The 18,396-nt window shown below is 70.9% G+C and carries 18 protein-coding genes and 1 pseudogene; 5 read left to right on the top strand and 14 right to left on the bottom strand.

The genetic code is table 11. The features are described from left to right. Window positions 1-26: 26 nt before the first annotated feature. The 8 genes from ACZ5ON_RS16075 to ACZ5ON_RS16040 all read right to left on the bottom strand — a co-directional run bounded on the left by ACZ5ON_RS16075 (window position 27) and on the right by ACZ5ON_RS16040 (window position 8,048). On the bottom strand, window positions 27-911 hold the full coding sequence (locus tag ACZ5ON_RS16075; protein WP_465591869.1) for a hypothetical protein: 885 nt from the start codon (window positions 909-911) through the stop codon (window positions 27-29). Then, a complete protein-coding gene (locus ACZ5ON_RS16070) occupies window positions 908-1,855 on the bottom strand; it encodes a type II secretion system F family protein (RefSeq protein ID WP_465591866.1) in 948 nt (315 codons plus the stop codon). The genes ACZ5ON_RS16075 and ACZ5ON_RS16070 overlap by 4 nt, the downstream gene beginning before the upstream one ends. Next, window positions 1,855-3,459 carry a CpaF family protein gene (locus ACZ5ON_RS16065; RefSeq protein ID WP_465591863.1) on the bottom strand — a complete coding sequence of 535 codons (1,605 nt, stop codon included), beginning with the start codon at window positions 3,457-3,459 and terminating at the stop codon, window positions 1,855-1,857. Before ACZ5ON_RS16065 ends, ACZ5ON_RS16070 begins: the two co-directional genes overlap by 1 nt. Beyond that, entirely contained in the window at window positions 3,449-4,624 is a 1,176-nt protein-coding gene (locus ACZ5ON_RS16060) for a CpaE-like family protein (protein ID WP_465591860.1), read from the bottom strand. Before ACZ5ON_RS16060 ends, ACZ5ON_RS16065 begins: the two co-directional genes overlap by 11 nt. Continuing rightward, window positions 4,624-5,454 carry an SAF domain-containing protein gene (locus ACZ5ON_RS16055; protein WP_465591857.1) on the bottom strand — a complete coding sequence of 277 codons (831 nt, stop codon included), beginning with the start codon at window positions 5,452-5,454 and terminating at the stop codon, window positions 4,624-4,626. Before ACZ5ON_RS16055 ends, ACZ5ON_RS16060 begins: the two co-directional genes overlap by 1 nt. A 52-nt stretch (window positions 5,455-5,506) precedes the next feature. Next, window positions 5,507-6,454, bottom strand: coding sequence for a hypothetical protein (locus ACZ5ON_RS16050; RefSeq protein WP_465591854.1), 948 nt, complete (start codon window positions 6,452-6,454; stop codon window positions 5,507-5,509). Further along, window positions 6,448-6,885, bottom strand: a complete 438-nt coding sequence (locus ACZ5ON_RS16045) for a hypothetical protein (RefSeq protein ID WP_465591851.1) — start codon at window positions 6,883-6,885, stop codon at window positions 6,448-6,450. The genes ACZ5ON_RS16050 and ACZ5ON_RS16045 overlap by 7 nt, the downstream gene beginning before the upstream one ends. 320 nt (window positions 6,886-7,205) lie before the next feature. Then, the gene (locus tag ACZ5ON_RS16040; RefSeq protein ID WP_465591848.1) at window positions 7,206-8,048 is read right to left on the bottom strand and encodes a hypothetical protein; all 843 of its coding nucleotides are present in this window, start codon (window positions 8,046-8,048) and stop codon (window positions 7,206-7,208) included. A gap of 667 nt (window positions 8,049-8,715) precedes the next feature. Here ACZ5ON_RS16040 and ACZ5ON_RS16035 point away from each other — a divergent pair. After that, window positions 8,716-9,171: a MaoC family dehydratase gene (locus tag ACZ5ON_RS16035; protein ID WP_465591845.1), complete on the top strand. Its 456-nt coding sequence runs from the start codon at window positions 8,716-8,718 to the stop codon at window positions 9,169-9,171. A 412-nt stretch (window positions 9,172-9,583) separates the two neighbouring features. Further along, window positions 9,584-10,789: an MBL fold metallo-hydrolase gene (locus ACZ5ON_RS16030; protein WP_465592338.1), complete on the top strand. Its 1,206-nt coding sequence runs from the start codon at window positions 9,584-9,586 to the stop codon at window positions 10,787-10,789. A 282-nt stretch (window positions 10,790-11,071) separates the two neighbouring features. Here the strand turns inward: ACZ5ON_RS16030 and ACZ5ON_RS16025 are convergent, their stop codons facing one another. Next, a complete protein-coding gene (locus ACZ5ON_RS16025; protein WP_465592335.1) occupies window positions 11,072-11,503 on the bottom strand; it encodes an Imm1 family immunity protein in 432 nt (143 codons plus the stop codon). Between the two features lie 107 nt (window positions 11,504-11,610). Between ACZ5ON_RS16025 and ACZ5ON_RS16020 the strand changes: the two are divergent. The 3 genes and pseudogenes from ACZ5ON_RS16020 to ACZ5ON_RS16010 all read left to right on the top strand — a co-directional run bounded on the left by ACZ5ON_RS16020 (window position 11,611) and on the right by ACZ5ON_RS16010 (window position 14,478). Next, a pseudogene (locus ACZ5ON_RS16020) lies at window positions 11,611-12,522 on the top strand (IS5 family transposase). Window positions 12,523-12,791: 269 nt separating this feature from the next. Then, window positions 12,792-13,772, top strand: a complete 981-nt coding sequence (locus tag ACZ5ON_RS16015) for a hypothetical protein (protein ID WP_465591843.1) — start codon at window positions 12,792-12,794, stop codon at window positions 13,770-13,772. Window positions 13,773-13,806: 34 nt separating this feature from the next. Then, entirely contained in the window at window positions 13,807-14,478 is a 672-nt protein-coding gene (locus ACZ5ON_RS16010) for a hypothetical protein (protein ID WP_465591840.1), read from the top strand. Window positions 14,479-14,610: 132 nt separating this feature from the next. On the opposite strand, the gene ACZ5ON_RS16005 is transcribed toward ACZ5ON_RS16010, so the two are convergent. Genes ACZ5ON_RS16005 through ACZ5ON_RS15985 form a run of 5 tightly spaced genes read right to left on the bottom strand, consistent with a single transcriptional unit; the run spans window position 14,611 to window position 17,503 of the window. Then, entirely contained in the window at window positions 14,611-14,940 is a 330-nt protein-coding gene (locus tag ACZ5ON_RS16005) for a MazG-like family protein (RefSeq protein WP_465591837.1), read from the bottom strand. Between the two features lie 34 nt (window positions 14,941-14,974). Beyond that, entirely contained in the window at window positions 14,975-15,796 is an 822-nt protein-coding gene (locus tag ACZ5ON_RS16000) for an endonuclease/exonuclease/phosphatase family protein (RefSeq protein ID WP_465591834.1), read from the bottom strand. Further along, entirely contained in the window at window positions 15,786-15,956 is a 171-nt protein-coding gene (locus ACZ5ON_RS15995; RefSeq protein WP_465591831.1) for a hypothetical protein, read from the bottom strand. The genes ACZ5ON_RS16000 and ACZ5ON_RS15995 overlap by 11 nt, the downstream gene beginning before the upstream one ends. A gap of 24 nt (window positions 15,957-15,980) precedes the next feature. Next, entirely contained in the window at window positions 15,981-16,400 is a 420-nt protein-coding gene (gene tmk / locus ACZ5ON_RS15990) for a dTMP kinase (protein ID WP_465591828.1), read from the bottom strand. Continuing rightward, window positions 16,397-17,503 carry a radical SAM/SPASM domain-containing protein gene (locus tag ACZ5ON_RS15985; RefSeq protein ID WP_465591825.1) on the bottom strand — a complete coding sequence of 369 codons (1,107 nt, stop codon included), beginning with the start codon at window positions 17,501-17,503 and terminating at the stop codon, window positions 16,397-16,399. Before ACZ5ON_RS15985 ends, tmk begins: the two co-directional genes overlap by 4 nt. Window positions 17,504-18,396: the final 893 nt, after the last annotated feature.

Here is an 18,396-nt window from a genome sequence, read left to right as displayed (position 1 = left end):
TGGTCTCCCAGGGAAGTGGCGGGCGGCTAGACAACGTTGAGCATCTGGTAGAGGGCGGGGAAGACGATCAGCGCCGTCATCAGCAGGGTGAGCACCGAGCCGGGCGCGACCATCCGTTCGCTGTCGGTGTTGGCGGCGGCCAGTTCCTCCGCCAGCAGTTCGCCGCGCAGGCTCTTCGCCCGGGCGCGCAGGGTGTCGTACACGGCGGCGCCGTCGGTGCCCGAGATGCGCATGATGTCGGCGACGTCCTGCATGGCGGTGAGGCCGAGTTCGACCGCGAGCGCGTCCAGCCCCTCCCAGGGCGGCAGCCGGTCGGTGGTGGCGCGCTCCAGTGCGTCCCGGATCCGGCGGAAGACGGTGCCCCGGCCCACCGCGGCGGCCCGCCGCAGCGCCTCGGCGGGGCCGCAGTCGGCGGCCCGCTCCAGGGCGACCAGCTCCAGGTAGGCGACCAGGCCGTGCAGGTACTCGGTCCTGGCCTCCTTGGCCTCACCCGCCACGATGGCGTCCGGCACCAGCCAGCCGAGCAGCGCGAGCGCCGGGCCGAGCAGCAGCGGCACGGTCACCGGCAGGCCGGTACCGAGCACCAGCGCCATCGCCGAGAAGTACCCGGGCAGCAGCAGCCCGATCAGCGCGAACAGCAGCTTGTGCGCCATGAAGCGGGCCGGCGTGCGGCCGATCAGCGCCAGCTGCTGGCGCGGGATCCGGGTACCGGGCAGGCCGAGCGAGCGCTCACCGACCCGGTCGTACCAGGAGAGCCGGTCCTCACCGCGCACCGCCTGCTCGGCCGGCACCCGGTGCAGCCGGTCCAGGGCCTGCCCCAGGTCCGGTGGGGCGGGCCGGAGTTCGGCGACGAGCAGGGCGATGCCGCCGGCCGCCGCGGCACCGGCGAGGACGGCCCAGGGTGAGATCACCGTGCCTCCTTCAGCGACGGGTCGGCGAGCTCCTCGGGTTCGCCTCCGGGCAGCCGGCCCGTCTTGCTGCGCCGGTCCGCCTCCAGCAGGCGGGGCGGCGGGGTGTGCCGGGCGAGCGAACGCATCCAGGCGATCACCAGGACGAAGACGGCCGAGACCACCCCGAGCACCAGCTGGCCGACGAAGGTCCCGTACGGCGCGGTGTAGTCGGTGTTGAAGGAGCCGGCCGCCAGGACGCCCACGATGATGGCGACCAGCCAGCGGATGGTGGTGCGGTGCTTGGCCCGGTCCGCCTCGATCGCCCGCCGCTGGCGGACCTCCTCGCGGACCGACTCGGCCAGGTCGGCCAGCGCCCGGGCCAGCCCCGGGCCGCTGTCCCCGGAGCGCAGCACCAGCGCGGCCAGCACCTTGTCGGCGGTGGCGTCGGCGAGGCTGTCGGCGAAGGCCCGCAGCGCGTCCTCCGGACGCCAGCGGGACTGCAGCCGGGCCGCCAGTTCGGCGATCTCGCTCTCCAGGGCGGGCGGCGCGGTACGGCGGCTGGTCAGGATCGCCTGGTTCAGCCCGATCCCGAGCAGCAGCACGTCGGCCAGCCGCTGGGTCCACTCGGAGAGCGCCTCCAGCCGCTCGATCCGGCGGGTGTCCGAGCGGGTGGCGTCGAAGAGCCAGGGCAGGCCGAAGACGGCGAGCGGCACCAGCAGGGCGGTGAGCGGGATCCCGGTGAACAGCCAGGCGCACGGCGCGCCGATCAGGGAGAGTGCGGTCTGGATCCGGCGCAGCCTGGCGACCTGGGCGCTCGGGCTGCCCGGCGCGCCGTACCAGAAGGTGTGCAGCCGCCCACCCAACGGGTTGCGGTCCGCCTCCCCGGGAGCGCCGCCCAGCAGACCGACCACCAGTGCGACCGCGCCGCCAGCCACCAGCAGGCCGCAGAGGACGAAGAGCAGCATCACCGCGAGTCCCCGATCCGCAGCGCCAGCGGGGCGCCCCAACTCCCGTAGGGGTTCTGGAGCAGCGCGGCGTCGAAGCCGACCCGGCGCAGGTCGTCGACGCAAGCGGGCGGGGTGTGCGGCACGGCGCGGGGCTCGCCGTGCTCGGGCCGGGGTCCGAAGACGGTGTTCATCGCGGGGCGGCCGTTCTCGCCGAGGCCGGTGACCTCGAGGACGTGGGAGACGAAGCGGTGCCTGCGGCCGCCGACGGCGGTCTCGTCGACCATGGCGACGTGCACGATCAGGTCCACGGCGTTGGCGGTGAGGCGGTAGGCGAGGCTGTCGGTCATGTGTGCGCCGTACTCCAGGCAGAGTTCGGCGATCCGGTCCACCACCATGTGCGGCCCGCGGGCGTGCAGGGTGCACATCGAGCCGCCCTCGCCGTTGGTCATCACCCGCAGCATCGGGACCACTTCGCTGGAGCGGACCTCGCCGACGATGATCCGCGACAGCGTCATCCGCAGTGCGGCCGGAATCAGTTCACCGATCGTCAGCTCGCCCGCGATCCGACCGTCCACCCGCTCGCCGTTGCCCTCGCGGGCCTCCATCGGGACCACCTGGCGCAGATGGCCGAGGGTGTGCAGCCAGAGCTCGAACTCCGACTCCAGGGTGCCGATCCGCTCGTCCGGCGGGATCTCGGCGGCCATCGCGCGCAGCAGGCTGGTCTTGCCCACCCCCTGGGTGCCGGTGATCATCACGTTCTTCCTGGCCCGGATCGCGGCGGCCAGGAAGGCGGCCAGGGTGTTGTCCAGGGTGCCGAGTTGGACCAGGTCGGCGAGGGTGGCGGAGGCCACCCGGTGGCGCCGGATCGCGACGTACGGGCGCGGCGTGACCTCGGTCATCGCCTGCAGGCGCATCCCGCCCTCCAGACGCAGCGCCAGCGTCGGACTGGCGGTGGAGAGGCTGCGCTCGCCGCCGCCGTGCTGGCGGGCCAGGTCCTGCAGCAGCTCGACGAGTTCCTCGTCGGTGTCGGCCACCGGTGGCACCTGGCGCAGGGGTTGGTGGACCCTCGAGACCCAGACGTCGTCGCAGCCGTTGATCAGGATGTTCTCGATCTCGGGGTCATCCAGGTAGGGCTGCAGCCGGCCGGCCCGGAACAGCAGGTCGTAGACGGCCTCGGCGAGCGCCCGGTCCTGCTCCCGGGTCGGCGGGATGCCGTGGGTCTGGGCGTACGCGTCGGACCAGCGGGCGACCGCCTCCTCGATCAGCGCACGCCCGCGCTGGCGCCGGGTCGCCCGGTCCGCCTCCAGGCCCGAGCCGTCGGCCAGCCGGGAGAGCTGCTGGTGCAGTTCGGCGGCGACCTGGCGTTTGAGCTCGCGGGCGACCTGCGGATCGATCGCGGGCCGTGCGGTGACCGGCTCCAGTGCTGGCGCGCCCGATCCGCGGACCGGCCCGGGGGTGAACCGGCCGGCGGGCGCCGCACTCGGCGCCACGGGCTGAGGCGCCACGGGGGGACGCGGCACGGGCGGGGGCGTCGTCACCGGCTGGGCGGTGGCGGCGGTCCAGGGCAGCGCGGCCGGGTCCACCGCGCCGCCCGGGCTCTGGTGCAGCGGGCTACCGCGCACGGAGCACCTCCCCGTACGCCGACTGCTGCGGGGGCTGCGGCTGGAACGGCGCGGGGGCGGGCGGCTGCGGCACGTACGGCGCGGGCGGCTGCGGCACGTACGGCGCGGGCGGAGGCGCCGGGACGGGCCCGAGGCAGGCCGCCGGGCGCGCTCCGGGGGCGGCCGGGTCCTGGGCCGGGGCCGGCGGCTGCCCGGCCGGCTGGAACTGCCCGCCGTACTGGCCGGGTTGCCCGGGTGGGAAGGGCTGCGCCGGCTGCGCGAGCGGGAAGGGCTGCTGCACCGGCCGACCGGGAGGAACGGGTTGCGCCGGCTGCCCGGTCGGGAACGGCTGCACCGGTGGGGTCGGCTGGTCCGCCGAGCCGAGCGGAGCGGGCGCCGGGGCGAGCCGTGCGCGCCGGCGGCGGATCAGCTGCTGGATCCGGTCGGCCGCCGACCTGGCGGTGCGCATCAGCTCCGAGCGGATGAACCGCCGGTCGGTGGCGTCACCGCCGTCGGAGAGCACCCGCGCGATCCGCGGCGCGTACGGGAGCAGCCCGAGCGAGGGCAGCGCGAACTGCCGGGAGACCTCGGTCTCCGGGTACGGGCCCTCGGCCACCAGCAGCAGCCCGAGCGCGTCCGCTCCGGTGCCGGAGGTGTCCAGATCCTCGCGCAGCGCCGCCAGCCGGGGGCGGGCGGCGCTCAGTCCGCGCAGGGTGGTGCGCATCGTCACTGCGACCACGTCGGCCCGCCGGGCGAGCACCGCTCCGGCCCCGGACGCGCCGGAACGGCCGAGATCCAGGATCACGTCGTAGCCCTGCGGCTCCAGCCCGTGCAGCATCTCGACCAGCGGTTCCCAGGTGTAGGCGAGGCCGGGCGCCTGCGCGGGGTCGGTCAGTCCGGGGAGCAGCAGCCGCTCGCCGGTGCCGGCCGGGGAGAGGTCGATCAGCTGCTCCCACAGGCTCTGGGCGAGCAGTCCGCGCCGGTCGGCGACGGCCAGGTTGCGCAGCCCGTACACGGCCTCCACCCGGCCCTCCAGCGCGCCGGCCAGCACCGCGCCGCCGTCCGGGTCACACTCGACCAGCATGATCCGCCGGCCGGGCTGCAGCGGCCAGGCCAGCAGCAGGGCGAGCGCACCGGTGGTGGCGCCCGGCGCGCCGGGGCCACCGGCCACGGCAACGACGGCCATCAGTTGCCACCCCCGCCCGCGTTCTGTGCCGTGCCGCCCGTGGACGGCGCGCCGGGCAGGGCTGCGGGCGAGCCGGCGGACGGACCGGTGGACGAGCCGGTGGACGAGCCGGTGGACGGCGCCGACGCGGCGGGTGCGGCCGCCCGCGGCGCCAGGATGACCTGGAACTTGCCGCCGGCCACCCAGGCGGCCAGCCGGGGCCCGTCGGCGGGCGGTACGGCGACGTCGACCACCTGGCCGCCGTCCGAGTCCACCCGGCCGACCGTGACCACGGTGGCGGCCAGGGTGTCCGGGGTCCGGGTGGTCCCGCCCTGGTTCGCCTGGTCCACGGTGGCGACGACCAGCACCCGCAGACCGGGCTCCAGCCTGGTGGCGGGCAGCTGGGAGCGCTTGGCCGCCACGCCGACGATCTGCTCACCGGGCTCCACCGCCGGGTCGGCGGTGACGTCGGCCTTGAGCAGCAGCGCGCCCCGGCGCAGATCGGTGGTGGCGCGCAGCCCGATGGTGCGCGCCCGGTCCCTGGCGTCCAGCGGGCGCAGCGCCGGGTCCCCGGCGATCCTGGCGACCACCACGTCGTCGGCGGTCAGCGCCTGCCCCACCGGAACGTCATGTGCCAGGGCCAGTACGGCGATCCGCTGGCCGGTGCTGTTGTAGAGCACCGCGCCGCCGAGTCCGCCCGCCGCGATCAACGCCACCGCCATGGCGATCACGGCCGGCCTGCGGCGCCGGGCGCGAAGGGTGCGCGGCAGCGTGTGCGGCACCGCGCGCGCCGGTTCGGGCACGAGGGTGGCGGTGCCGGGGCTCGGCGCCGCGAAGGTTCGGTTCTCCACCGGGCTACGGCCTTTCGTACGGGGGTCTGTGCGGCACTCTGCGGCCGGCTGGTCAGTTGAGGACCTGGACCTCGCCGACCCGCAGCGGGAGCGGCTGGTCGCCGGTGACCGGGTAGTCGAACGCGAACACCTTCTCGCCGGTACCGCTGACCCGGGCGTTCACCTTCCAGTTCAGGGTGGCGGTCAGGTAGTACCGGCCGTCCTGCTGGGTGGCCGAGCCGGTCCGGTACACATGGCCGCAGTCGGGCGAGGGCGAGCCCCCGGCATCCGCGTGGTACGCGGTTCCGGCCGACGCGCAGGACACGGTCGAGCCGTCGCCGGTGTCCCAGGTCACGCTGGACAGCGTGACGGTGACGGTGACGCTGATCTGCCGCCCCTCGGCAGTCGCGCTCAACGGCCCGACGGTGGCGTCGTTGCGGTCGTACCAGAGCCACACCGGGACCCCGACCACCGCGGTGCCGGTCGGCGCAGCGTGCAGCTGCGGCGCGGCCAGCCGGATCTCCTTCAGGGCCTTCAGCCCAAGGTCGTACGGCCGGTCCGGCGGGGGCTCGCCGCCGGGCGGCTGCGCGAAGAACATCGGCGGCTTGGGCGTCAGGTTGCCGTCCGTGCCACGGCAGTTGACCTCGTAGACCGCGCCCTGGGACGGATCGTGCCCGCCCCACGACTCGTCACCGGCGGGCGGCTGCGGGCTCATCCGGTGGTAGTAGCACCCGTCCGAGGAGCTGAACCAGCCCAGTGTGTCGTCCCAGCACGGCCACTGCTGCCCGTTCCAGCTGCACATCTGCTCCCCGCTGCCGCCGCCACCGCCGGTGCCGCCGCCGCTCCCGCCACCGCCGGGGGCACCGCCGCCGGGCTCGGTGATGACGATGCAGATGTCACGCGAGGCGCAAGGTCCGATGACGCCGCCCGGATCCTCCGCGAACGCCGGGGAGATGGTCGCGGCGATCATTCCGAGTAACGCGGCGATCCGAACCACCCTTCTCCGAGCGGACTTCAGCATGTTCGGTCCACCTCTCGCTTGAAGTCGACGATCATCCAACGCCCGTTCGTCCTACGGAGACCAGCCGTGGCGGGGTAGCGCGACAACCGCTGTTTCGGATCCCTCAGCGCCTTCGTCGCCGCGTCCGCCTGATGCCAGTCACCGACGTCGAGGCAGTCCTCGATCGACGCGGTCTGCGGATCGGAGGCGAGGTCGATCGCCTTCACCACCGGCGAGTTGTGCGGACTTCCGATCATCACCAGTTTGGCCTCGTGCAGTTGGTGAAGGCTGGCGACCGCCTCACTCAGCGCGAGTCCGGTGGAATAGACCTGCAACTGGGAACCGTCGGACCCGGATTGCGCGAAAGCCGCGGTCTGCGCGTCCCACCAGGTCTGGTACGACCTCAGAACCACCCGGCCGACCGCCCCTTCCGGCCCTTCGGTGGGCGCCACCGAGCCCGGATCCGAACCACTCGAAGGAGTTACCGGCGCCACAGTCGCAACACTGGCCCCAGGATTTGCGAGCCGATCGGCGGAACCCGCCGAGCCGCTGCCTCCGCACGCGGCGAGAACCGCCAGCAGAACCACGCCACCGACCCCAACCACCCCAGGGCGCAAGACATTTCCGCGCTGCCGCATCGCCCCACCTCATCGCGACCGGCCCCACACGTTGCCTTGGCCGCCAGAAGACATCCGCCGTCCCGCACTGCTGCTCCGGGGCATCGATTCTTCGCCACCCGCCCCTTCGCGGCAACACCTCGGGCCCTCTGACCTTACGCGGACGGCGGATCCATTGGGCCACTTTCTCGCCACAGAACCGCCAACAGTTCTTCGGAAAGCGACAATCCGGCCAATGCGCCCCGCACCGCGGCCCGATTGCGCATCAGCAGGCGTCCGTTCTGGCCAGGAACAAGCAGTCGAACACCCGCCGGTCCCGCCCCCGGCCCCAACGCGGCCTCCACCGCAGGCTGGAGCTCGGCGGGCCCGACGGCGGCGGGCGCGCCGGGTACGCCGTGCTCCAGTACCCCCGCCAGCGCCCACGCGAACGAGCCCTCCCCGCCGGGGAGTACGGCGTCCCGCCCGCGCCGTCCGCCGGCGAACCGTCCGACCCGCCCCCACAGCGGCACCCGGGAGTGCGCGAACAGCTCACCCACTCCGTCGTCCCCGTCGCGCTCCAGCGCCGCCCACGCCTCCCGGTCGGCGACCACGTCCACCAGCAGCATGGTGTCCTCGGCCTCGCCGTGGACCATGGTGCTGACCACCCAGTCCCAGGCCAGCCCGCGCCGGTAGGCGTTGTCCGACGTACTTCCAGCCGTCACCAGCGCCAGCCGCCGGCCGCGCGGATCGGCCACCAACTGGCCGACCAGGCAGACCAGCAGCCAGCGCGAGGGTCTGAGCGCCGCCGCCCGCAGCGCGGTGAGCATGGCGTTGGCGTCCGCGTCCGGCGGCACCAGGGTCACCCGGCAGCCCCGGATGCCGGCGTCGAAGCAGCGCCCGGGCAGCACCTCGGTGAGCAGCCCGGCCCCCTCCGCCGCCCGTGCCGAGCCGCCGTGGGCCCGTTCGGGACCTCCGTTCGCTCCGATCACCACCAGTTCGATGCCGCCGCCCACTCGCACCGCCCCCTCCCCCCTGACGCTCCCGCACACCGACCGGCCACCGCATCCGCTCAGTCGACCGGCCGTCCAACGGACCGGCCGGTACACCCGCCGTCGCCACGACCGGCCGGCGCCGAGCCGCCCAGCGACCACCGCGTGCCCGCCCCGGACCGCACCAGCTTGGACCACCACCGACCGCCAGGACCACCGCCGACGACCGCCGATCAGCGCCGACCGCTGACGATCACCAGGGCCGCCGCCGACGCCCGGGCCACCGCCGACAAGCTATCGCCGCCGCCCCCGCACACCGGCGTCGTCGCCCCCGCTTACCGGCCCCACCGTTTACAAAGCCGGGAATCGACGCAGCTCAGCCACCACGGCACCGGTGAGACCGAGAGCTGGGGCGGCACCGGCAGCGCCTTGCGCCGCAACGACCTGACGACTCCCGGGCGATCCGGCACCCGCGCCCACCCGGCACCCGTGCCCGCCGGACTGGTGGTGTACACCGGGCGCGCGCCGCCCGGCCGCGCTCCCCGCGGCCTTCCGACACCTCCTGAGGGCGCGTGCCGCGGGCTCACCGCAGGCCCATCGCAGGCCCACTTCCGACCGGCTCCTGACAGGTGACTTCCGAGTAGGCATACTCTGCGGAATCGGAGTCCAGCCAGCAGCACCCCCACAGGAGCACGTTGTGACGACCTTCGCCTCACTCGCCGACCTGACCGCGGCCGTCGGCACCGAACTCGGCACCAGCGAGTGGCACACCATCGACCAGGACCGGGTGAACCTGTTCGCGGAGGCGACCGGTGACCACCAGTGGATCCACGTCGACCCCGACCGCGCCAAGGACAGCCCGTTCGGCGGCACCATCGCACACGGCTACCTGACGCTCTCGCTGATCCCGGTGCTGGCGAAGGAGTGCTACAGCGTCGACGGTGTCCGGATGGCGCTCAACTACGGTTCCGAGAAGGTACGTTTCCCCGCGCCTCTGCCCGTCGGAACGGCGGTCCGGGCGACGGCCCAGCTGCTCTCGGCCACCGAGGTCCCCGGCGGCGTCCAGGCCGTGGTCCGCTACACCATCAGCAGCGAGACCAGCGCCAAGCCGCACTGCGTGGCCGAGGCCATCACCCGCTTCTACACGGCCTGAGCCAAGCGCGCGACCCGGATCCGCGTACGCCGTCCGGGCCCACGCGCCCCGCGCACACCCCCGGCGCCCGGCCTCGCCACGGCCGCTCCCGGCCCATCCCGAGGCGGTAGTTGGCGCATCCGCCCGGATCCGGACCAGGTCCACCGAACGGCGTGCTCACTCCCCCGTTCACCGGGTTCGACGGCCGCCGGAACGGTAAGGTCCGGTCAGATGCCTGTCGTACGGCAGCGGGCTCCCGAGCCTTGCCGTACGGTTCCTCCCCGCGCGTCCGCGCCGCCGCGAGCGCGCGTTGTTGCGTGCCCATGGAGGTGCTGTGCCCAGCTCCGTCTCCTGGATCTCCCGGTTCACCGCTCTGACCACGCAGCTCGGCACCGCCACCGGCCTCGGCCCCGGTCCCTCCCCACTCCGCGAACTGCCCCGCAGCGCCTGGCGCAGGCTCCGCACCGACGCCTTCGGCGCCGAACCCGCCGGCGAGCGGCTGGCCAGGATCCTCGCCTCACCGAACTTCACCGACGGCGCCTTCCAGAACCCCGTACCGACCAGGCGGCTGGTCTACGACCGCTCCCCCCTCGAGATCACCCACTCCCAGCTGACCGCCAACCGCCCGCGCCGGGTACCGGCCGCCGCCGTGCCGCTGCACCGGCTGCGGCCGGCCGAACTGGCCGAGCCACCCGCCTCCGGGCTGCGGCTGACCTGGCTGGGCCACGCCACCGTGCTGGCCGAGCTGGACGGCCGCCGGGTGCTGTTCGACCCGGTCTGGGGCGAGCGCTGTTCACCGTTCAGCTGGACCGGCCCCCGGCGGCTGCACCCGGTGCCCGTCCCGCTGGCCGGGCTCGGCCCGGTCGACGTGGTGGTGATCTCGCACGACCACTACGACCACCTGGACATGGACACCGTCCGGGCCCTGAGCCGCTCCAGCGCGGTCTTCGCCGCCCCGCTCGGCGTCGGCGCGCACCTCGAGCACTGGGGGGTGCCGGCCGACCGGATCGTGGAGCTGGACTGGTGGGAGTCGGCCGAGGTGGCCGGCCTCGCCCTCACCGCCGCGCCAGCCCGCCACTACTGCAGCCGCGGCCCGAAGACCAGCCCGCACCTGCTCTGGGCCTCCTGGGCGGTGGCCGGTCCCGGGCACCGGGTCTTCCACAGCGGCGACACCGGCTCCTTCCCCGGCTTCGCCGAGATCGGCCGCCGGCTCGGACCGTTCGACGCGACGATGGTGCAGATCGGCGCGTACAGCGACTTCTGGCCCAACAAGCACAAGCTTAGCAAACTGGATCATGGCCCATGGCCTTACGACCATATGACCCCTGAGCAGGGCGTTCGTGCACACCTAGACCTTCAGGGCGGGCCAGGCGGCCTGATGCTCCCGATCCACTGGTGCACCTTCAACCTGGCCCCGCACCCCTGGGAGGAGCCCGCCGAGCGTGTCATGTACGCCGCCCACGAGGTCGGCGTACAGCTCGCCTTCCCCCATCCGGGCGAGCCGTTTGAGCCCGTGAAAGGTCTTCCACTGCTTCCGTGGTGGAGGGCAGTGGCCAGGCCGCCGAAGGCCGGATGGCCGCCGCTGCCGACCACTCAGCACACGACAACCGCCGAAGTAGAACTCGCCCCGGAGGGGTAATGTCGACCATGCCGCAGAGCATCGGCCAGGTAGCCCAGGTCTTCGCTGAGCTGTCGCCAGATGAGCGAGCCAGATTCCTGCGCGACCTAGACGGGCCGCCTCGCCAGGAGCGCCACCAGGAGCCGAGGGAGTTCACTCCTCTACCCACTTCGACAAGGGCCTCCTGCGTTCAGGTACTAACCCGCGTAGTGCCAGCCCTAGGCCCTGTCTGACAAATGATCACCTGGTTGAGGGCGTACACGCCGCCCGCCACGCGGTGCCTCGGGCTTCCGCGCCTGGGGGTCAGTACGGCTCTTCCCGCCACTCAAGGCAGGTGGGCCGGCGGCCGCCGGACAGGACAAACTCCTTCACAGCCTCGCGTACAAGGTCGATCGGGACTTCTGTCGGCTCCAGAAACTCACGTGGGTAGGTGTTGAACATGTAGGTCGCCACCGGCGCGGTGGGCGCACCGGCCGGGATCAAAGCGCCCTCGTCACCCGTACTGTAGGACAAGATGCCGAACTGCCCGCCTGCGCCAACCCCGACCAGGAACTCGTGGTCCGGCCAGCCCGACGACAGCCTCTGGCGATCCAGGGAAATCAGCTGGGCCGTATTGCGGAGCGGGTCGGCGGCGATCAACGCATCAATCATCGCGTCGATAGCATGATCCGAATCGAGCAGCACCGGTGCCCCTCGGTGCTCCTCGCTGAACCATGCCTGTGTGCCCCGCAGCATCCCGCTCACCGCGCCGTCCCTTGTGGTCCTCGTGCCATGTCTGGAGCAACGCAGGCTACCGCCGCACAGGGAACCCGGTCGCGGTGACCGCCCTGATAATTGATCTTGTGACAGGGCGAGGTGAGTTGACGGACGCGGCATGGGAGCGGATAGCGCCCATGCTGCCCCAGGTGGACGGGCGTGGTCGCCCGTGGCGTGATCACCGGCAGGTGGTCAACGGGGTGCTTTGGCGGCTGCGGACCGGGGCCCCGTGGCGTGATCTCCCGGAGCGGTACGGACCGTGGCAGACCGTCTACGAGCGGTTCGCCCGCTGGGAGGCGGACGGCACGTGGGCGAACCTGCTGGAGCGTGTTCAGGTCCGCGACGACGCGGTGGGCCAGGTGGAGTGGACGGTCGCCGTCGACTCCACGGTCAACCGGGCCCACCAACACGCCGCCGGCGCCCGCAAAAGGGGGCCGCAGACGGGGACGAACTGGAAGATCCGGGCCGCTCGCAGGCGCGTCAGGCCCTCGGCCGATCTCGGGGAGGACTGACCACCAAGATCCACCTGGCCGTGGACGGTCGGGGCCTGCCGTTGTCGATCGTCCTCACGCCGGGCAACGTCAACGACGCCACTGCGTTCGGTGAGCTTCTCGATGGGATCCGTGTCCCGCGCGCCGCCGCGGGTCGCCCGCGCACGACGCCGGATCGGGTGCTGGGCGACAAGGCGTATTCGAGCCGAGCGATCCGCCACCTGCTGCGGCGCCGAGGCATCGCCGCCACGATCCCCGAACGCCGTGACCAGGAGGCCAACCGCCGACGCCGGGGGCGCCTCGGTGGCAGGCCGCCAGCCTTCGACAAGGAGATCTACCGCGACCGCAACGTGGTCGAGCGCTGCTTTGCTCGCCTGAAGCAATTCCGTGCGGTCGCTACGCGCTTCGACAAACTCGCCGACCGCTACCGCTCCGGGGTCGTCCTGGCCTCCCTCATCCTCTGGCTTCGCTCACCAAACACGTGATCATTTGTCAGACAGGCTCTAGTGGGAACATAGCGCCCGCAGCGGACCAAGCGCGCACAAGGTGCCCGTTGCGTGCGCAAAGAGACGGAGAGACCCCCGGCAGCTCCAATGCCGGGGGTCTCTCCTGCGCTTGACCGGGACCCGGAAGATCGTGCTACGGTCCCTCACAACAAGAAATCCCCTCACGGCAAGTTGAGGGACTGGACGACCCCGGTGACGCGCCAACGTCCCGGGGTCACCCGGCAGTGTTCTCCGACACTCCGGGACCGACACCGAAGAGGTACATCTTCAGTGCGTATTCAGCGTACCCGGCATGACCGGGCCTACACAGTGCTGCCCAACGCCATACTCCAGTGCCACGGGCTGTCTCTCGCAGCCCGTGGCCTCCTGGCGCTCCTCCTGTCGCAGCCGGACCACACGGCCGAAACTGTTCGCTCGCTCACCGAGGACGTTGCAGAGGGTCAGCTTCGCGTCACGAGGGCGATGCGCGAGCTTCAGGACGCCGGCTACGTCCACTGCAGGAAGACGCAGAACGAGCGAGGTCACTGGTCCACGGCCGTGACCGTCTCGGACGTCCCCATGACCGGCAAGCCGAACGACGAGAATCCGAAGCCCGGGAAGCCGAAGTGTCGGAGCTTCGGGCCCAACCCTTCGGGAAAGTCCCGGGGAAAGAACCTCCCCCCTACCCCCGAGAAGAAGAACGAGGCCGCTTCGACGGCTGAGGTCGAGGGCGGGCGGGAAGATGCTCCGCAGAACGACCAGCACCAGCACCAGCACCAGCACCAGCACCAGCACCAGGCCACCACCGAAGCGATGGCCGTCCTGACCCGTCTGGGTCAGGCCGAGCGCCGGATCCGCCTCGGTGTCCCCGAGATGCTGACCATTGCGCCGCTGACCGCTGAGTGGCTGGCCCGTGGTGCGACTGAGGCCGAGATTCGTGAGGCCCTGATTTCCGGCCTGCCCGCCAAGGTCGACCGTCCGGCCGGCATTGTGGAGTGGCGCCTGACGAAGAAGATGCCGCCCGTCCCGGCACCGATCGAGCCGGTTGTCCCGCTGGTCGACTGCGGCCAGTGCCGTAGCCCTCTTCCCCGCGGTCAGGGGGCCGGCATCTGTGCCGAGTGCGCTGGCGTGGCCAAGCGCCCAGCTGTCCCCGGGGACACAACTCGAACCCTGTCCGGCGAGGCCGGAAATCTCGTCGCGGCCATCCGTGAGCGGCGGGCCACGGGGACATTTGCCCCGAAGGCCAAGCCGTACACCTTCCGCACCGCCTGACCCGTCCCACTTCTGTCCTGAGAAGGGGACAACTGTGAATATTGACCTGCCCTGGTACGGCAAGCTGGTCTTCAAGTGGGGCCGTCCGGCCGCCCTTGTGGCCGCGCTGGTGATGTCCATCCCGGGTGAGATCCACCTCGCCATGGCCGCAGGCTGGAGCCCTGGGTACGCGCGGCTCATGCCGGTCTGCGTCTCCGTCTACGCGGCCTGCGCGGCCGTTATCGCCGACGTGGCCAAGCGGAAGAGTCTGCCCGGCCGCAAGAGTGCCCTGGCAGGTGCCGGCGCCGCCCTGGTCCTCGCCTTGGCCGCTCAGGACATCAGTCATCTGATCACCCTCAACTACATGGGTGTCTCAGCCTTCCTGGTGGCCGGGGTCTCCGCCATCCCACCTTGTGTAGCCGCCCACATGCTTCACATGGCCGCCGCGCCAATGTCTCTCGTGTCCCGTGTGGAAGCCGAAGATGTCCCCGAGGGCGAAGACGACCGGGCCCCGATCGACTCGGAGACTGGCCAAAAGCGTCCCCGCCGGGTCGGGAAGCGTGGCCGCCCTGGCGTGGCCCCTGATGCAGTAGTAGCTGCTGCCGAGCAGCTGAAGGCCGATGGCAAAAAGATCAACGGGGCGACCCTGGGCAAGGCTCTCGGCATGTCCCGGAGGTCAGGTACTCGGTACGTGGGGATGTTGCCCCCAGAGGTGAAGGCCAGCTGATCCGGCGCGAAGCGCCCAATGGGAAACAGAGCGACCCCCGGGCAGTTGCCGGGGGTCGCTCCTGTGCGTCTCAGGAATCAGGCAATGGATCCCTATCAAGACACTTTGAGACTACCTGATCAATTCATTCGTTCAGGCCGCGGAGGCCGCCCCAAGGGATCGAGCAACCACCTTCTCAAGGTGCCGATCGAACACCTCTGGTGCATCGGGGCCGAGCGATTGCAGGGCAACCATGCTGGTGAGGATCACATCGCAGAGTTCGGCCCGGACGTCGTCCCAGCTGTGGGTCTGCCCCTTCCGGGGATTCTGGCCGACAGTGCCCAGTACAGCTTCGGTGACTTCCCCGACTTCCTCGGACACCTTCATGATCCGCATGAGCTGTTCCTTGTCGTGCGGCTGTTGGCTGTTGGTGTCCAACCAGTCCACGATCTTGCGGATGTGCTCCCAGGCGCCTTCGTGCATGCCGGGTCGCTCCGATCAGTCCAGGCGTCAGGGCCTAGAACAGCACATCGGGCTCCGACGCGGCGAGGGCGGTCGGGTCGGACACTAGCAGGGTTTCCCCCGCCGCCACGTTCGTGCAGATGGACAGCCCCGAGTGATCGGTCAGACGATCGAGGCCCGTTCGCGACTCGTGCACGTATTCGCACGACCATGTCTCAGGTGCCAGCAGTCCGGAGACGAAGGCGTGGTCATACCGGTACCCGTCGCCCGTCTTGCCGACCCAGGAGTGTTCTTGCACGTCGGGGCTGCGGTAGCGGAACGCGTCCACGTAGCCGTTGGCCTCGAACCACCGGTAGAAGTCGTATTCGAAGGGCAGGAAGTTCTTGTATGCCGGCCGGTGGTCGGGCTCCAGGATGTTGAAGTCGCCGATCACGAGGCGGTTCCCGGTTGTCCCGGCCGGAAGCGTCGTCTGGCACGCTTCAATGAACTGCCGCTTACGGTCCGTCTTAATCGGCGTCGCGTCCCGAGAGGGCACGTAGAGGCCGAAGACGTCGACTTGGTCGCTCGCAGTCTTCACCGTCACGCCGACGGCTCGGAACGGGAGAAACCCGGTGTCCAGTAGCTCCGTGGCTGCGAACGGTAGGCGGCTGACGATCATGACGCCACGCTCGCCCTTGTGGGGGGTCGGGTAGGCGACCGCATATCCGGCCTGAGTGAACCGGTCGGCCAGGAACTCACATCCCTTGCCCGGGGTTGTCTCGGTGAGCACGAGGACCTGTTCCGGTCTGGCGGCGAGCCAGGCCAACTGCCGCTCTGCGCGGGCGACTGCGGGGCCTCCGATGTTGAAGGTGAGCACGGACAGGGGTTCACTCGTCACGGGCGTTCCTCAGGTTGGAGATCATTGTCACGACCTGGGCGGCGGTGTCGGCCGGGGTGTGGTCGGTGCAGTCGATGACCTCGATCGGGTAGCCGGCCACCCTCAGGAAGGTAGCGGCTTCGCGGTAGAGCATCGTCTCCCGGAAGGAGGATTCCGCCATCTGCTCGAAGCGGCTGTGTGTGCCTCAGGCGGTGAGCCGACGGTGGATCAGTTCGGGGTCCGCGGTGAGTATCACGGACAGTTCCGGTCGTCGGGCGCGCTGGTTGACGGCCCAGACCGTGTCCATGGGGATGCCGTCCAGGTGCTGGAGGACCAGCGACGATGCCACGTACCGATCGCAGAGGACGACTCGGCCGGCATTCAAGGCCGGGGTGATCTCCTTGTCTACGTGGTGGTAGCGGTCGGCGGCGACGAGGCACGCCAGGGACATGCCTCGGTAGGTGAAGGTGCCGTGCCGGGCGATCTCCCCGAGGGCGGCCGACGACGGCTCGCGCGTCCCGAGCAGCGCGACACCGTCCTTGTCGAGCTGCTTCACCACGGCCTCAACCAGGGTCGACTTGCCGACGCCTCCCGGCCCGTCAAATGTGACGAACAGCCCGCTCACGAGGTCGCCACCACGGGCAGCATGCGGGACTGGCGGGGCACCACGGGGCACTGCTCCGTGTCGACCGCCCCGATGCGTTCCCCGGCCGCGACGACGGCCGCCGGACAGCCCTTCCCGCAGGCCGAGTTCATCGAGCAGCCGCCGCAGGTCGGGTTGTCGCCCAGGGTCCACTTCTCGTGGAAGCGGTAGGCATCGAGCCGAGCGGCGACGTCGTCGTGCTCCCAGACGTTGCCGACGATGAAGTCCGTGTCCGGGTGCTGGCTGACCTTCGTCCGGGCCGCGAAAACCAAGTACGGGCAGACCGTGACCTCACCCTTGGTGAAGACGTAGATGATGGTTCCGGCTTCACAGCCGGCCAATGGCTTGTCCTCGTTGGGGAACCGAATGTGCACCATGTCCAGGCCCTCGTCAGCGAACGGCAGGGTGAGGGCCTGGATCGCCCGCATGTGGTCGTCCGGCCGCCGCAATTTCTTCTGAGAGTTCGCCCCCCTGCCCATCGGGCCGAGCGGATTCATCAGCACGTACTTGGCGCCCTGTGCCTGCGCGAACTCGCAGAGCTGGCGGTACTCGTTGTCCTCGGCGAGGTTGTTCGGCGTACACAGCAGCCCCTGAAGGATGCCAGCCTCCGCGAACCGCTTCACTGTCTCCACGGTCTCCTTGAAGCCCTCCGGCCGGCCACGGAACTTCCCGTGCGAGTGCTCGGAGAACCCATCCAGGCTGACGTTCATGTGGACGTCGAGCTCCGCCAGGTCGCGGATCTGCTCGTTCGTGACCAGCGTGGCATTGGTGCAGGCGCCCACCCCCATGCCGGCGTCACGGAAAGCCCTGGTGATCTCGATCAGGTTGGGGTGCATGAACGGCTCACCGCCGGTCAGCGTGACCCGGTTGACGCGGGCCTCCGCCAACTGCGGGATCAGTCGCTCGCGGATCTGGTCCAGGGGCATGTAGTCGCCCCGCTTGGTCGCGCTGACGAAGCAATGTGCGCACTTCTCGTTGCAGGGCTCGCAGATCTGGATGAGTGCCTTGCGGTAGGGCGCTTCGACCGAGGTCCGGAAGTAGCAGGAAATAGCCTGGTCGCTACGGACGATCGAACGTGCAGTCATGACCGTGCTCCTTCGGTGAGGAGAATCTGGCGGACCCGCCCCGGTCATCCGGTCTGACCGATTGCCCGTAACCGGGGCGGGAATATTAGGCCCGGCCCAACCAGGTGATTAGCCCTGGTTGGGCCGGGGTGCTCGACAGGCCGGCAGCCCGCAGTCGTCCTGGAGCACAGCGCCCGCCGTCGGGGGTCGGCGGGATCTTGGGTGCCCCACCACTCCCCGTAGTCACGGGTCCCCTCGCGGTGGGGCGGGCCCGCTGTACCGGATTGGCACGCGCCGGTACAGCGGGGGCTTAGGAATGGCTAGGTACGACGTCCGCAGGCACAGGACCGGCGAAGGACAGCAACACGTAGAGCCGCCCGATTGGAATGCCCGATGGCGCGTCGTGCGGCATCGGTCGGCATACCCGCGCGTTGGTCCTCGTCACGCATCTGCCGCGCGGCACGCCGGGATTCCACCTGCCGTGCGATCCATTCCCGAATACCAGGCTGGATGTAGGGGTTAGCGTATCGGGCCAGGTGCACGGGCAGCCGTTTCACTGTCAGATCGTCTCCTTGGGGGGTTGCCGACTGGGCCGGTGGCGAGAGTCGCTGTCGTCGAAAAGCACGCGCAACAGCCCCACTACAAGCGCCGAGTCCCGTTGTGGACTGTCGAGTTCGCTCCAAAGCATGTCCTGGGCGATACCGCGACAGGTGTCGCGTACGTAGGCGTCCTCTGCGCAGATGCGCTCCACCAAGGCAACCGTCTGGCGGCGTTTCGGACTGACCGCCAGGACCATGGGTGTGAACTGGAGATACCCATTGAGAAGTTTTCATCCTGAAGTTGCAGGTCACGGGGCTGGCGTGGGGCGGGGCTGGGGTGCTCGTGCCGGTCGGGGGCGTGATCGTTAGCAGGTG

This window comes from Kitasatospora sp. NPDC032150 (assembly GCF_055579945.1).
The sequence above is the reverse complement of the archived record's forward strand: the minus strand, read 5'-3'. Positions and strand labels throughout refer to the sequence as shown.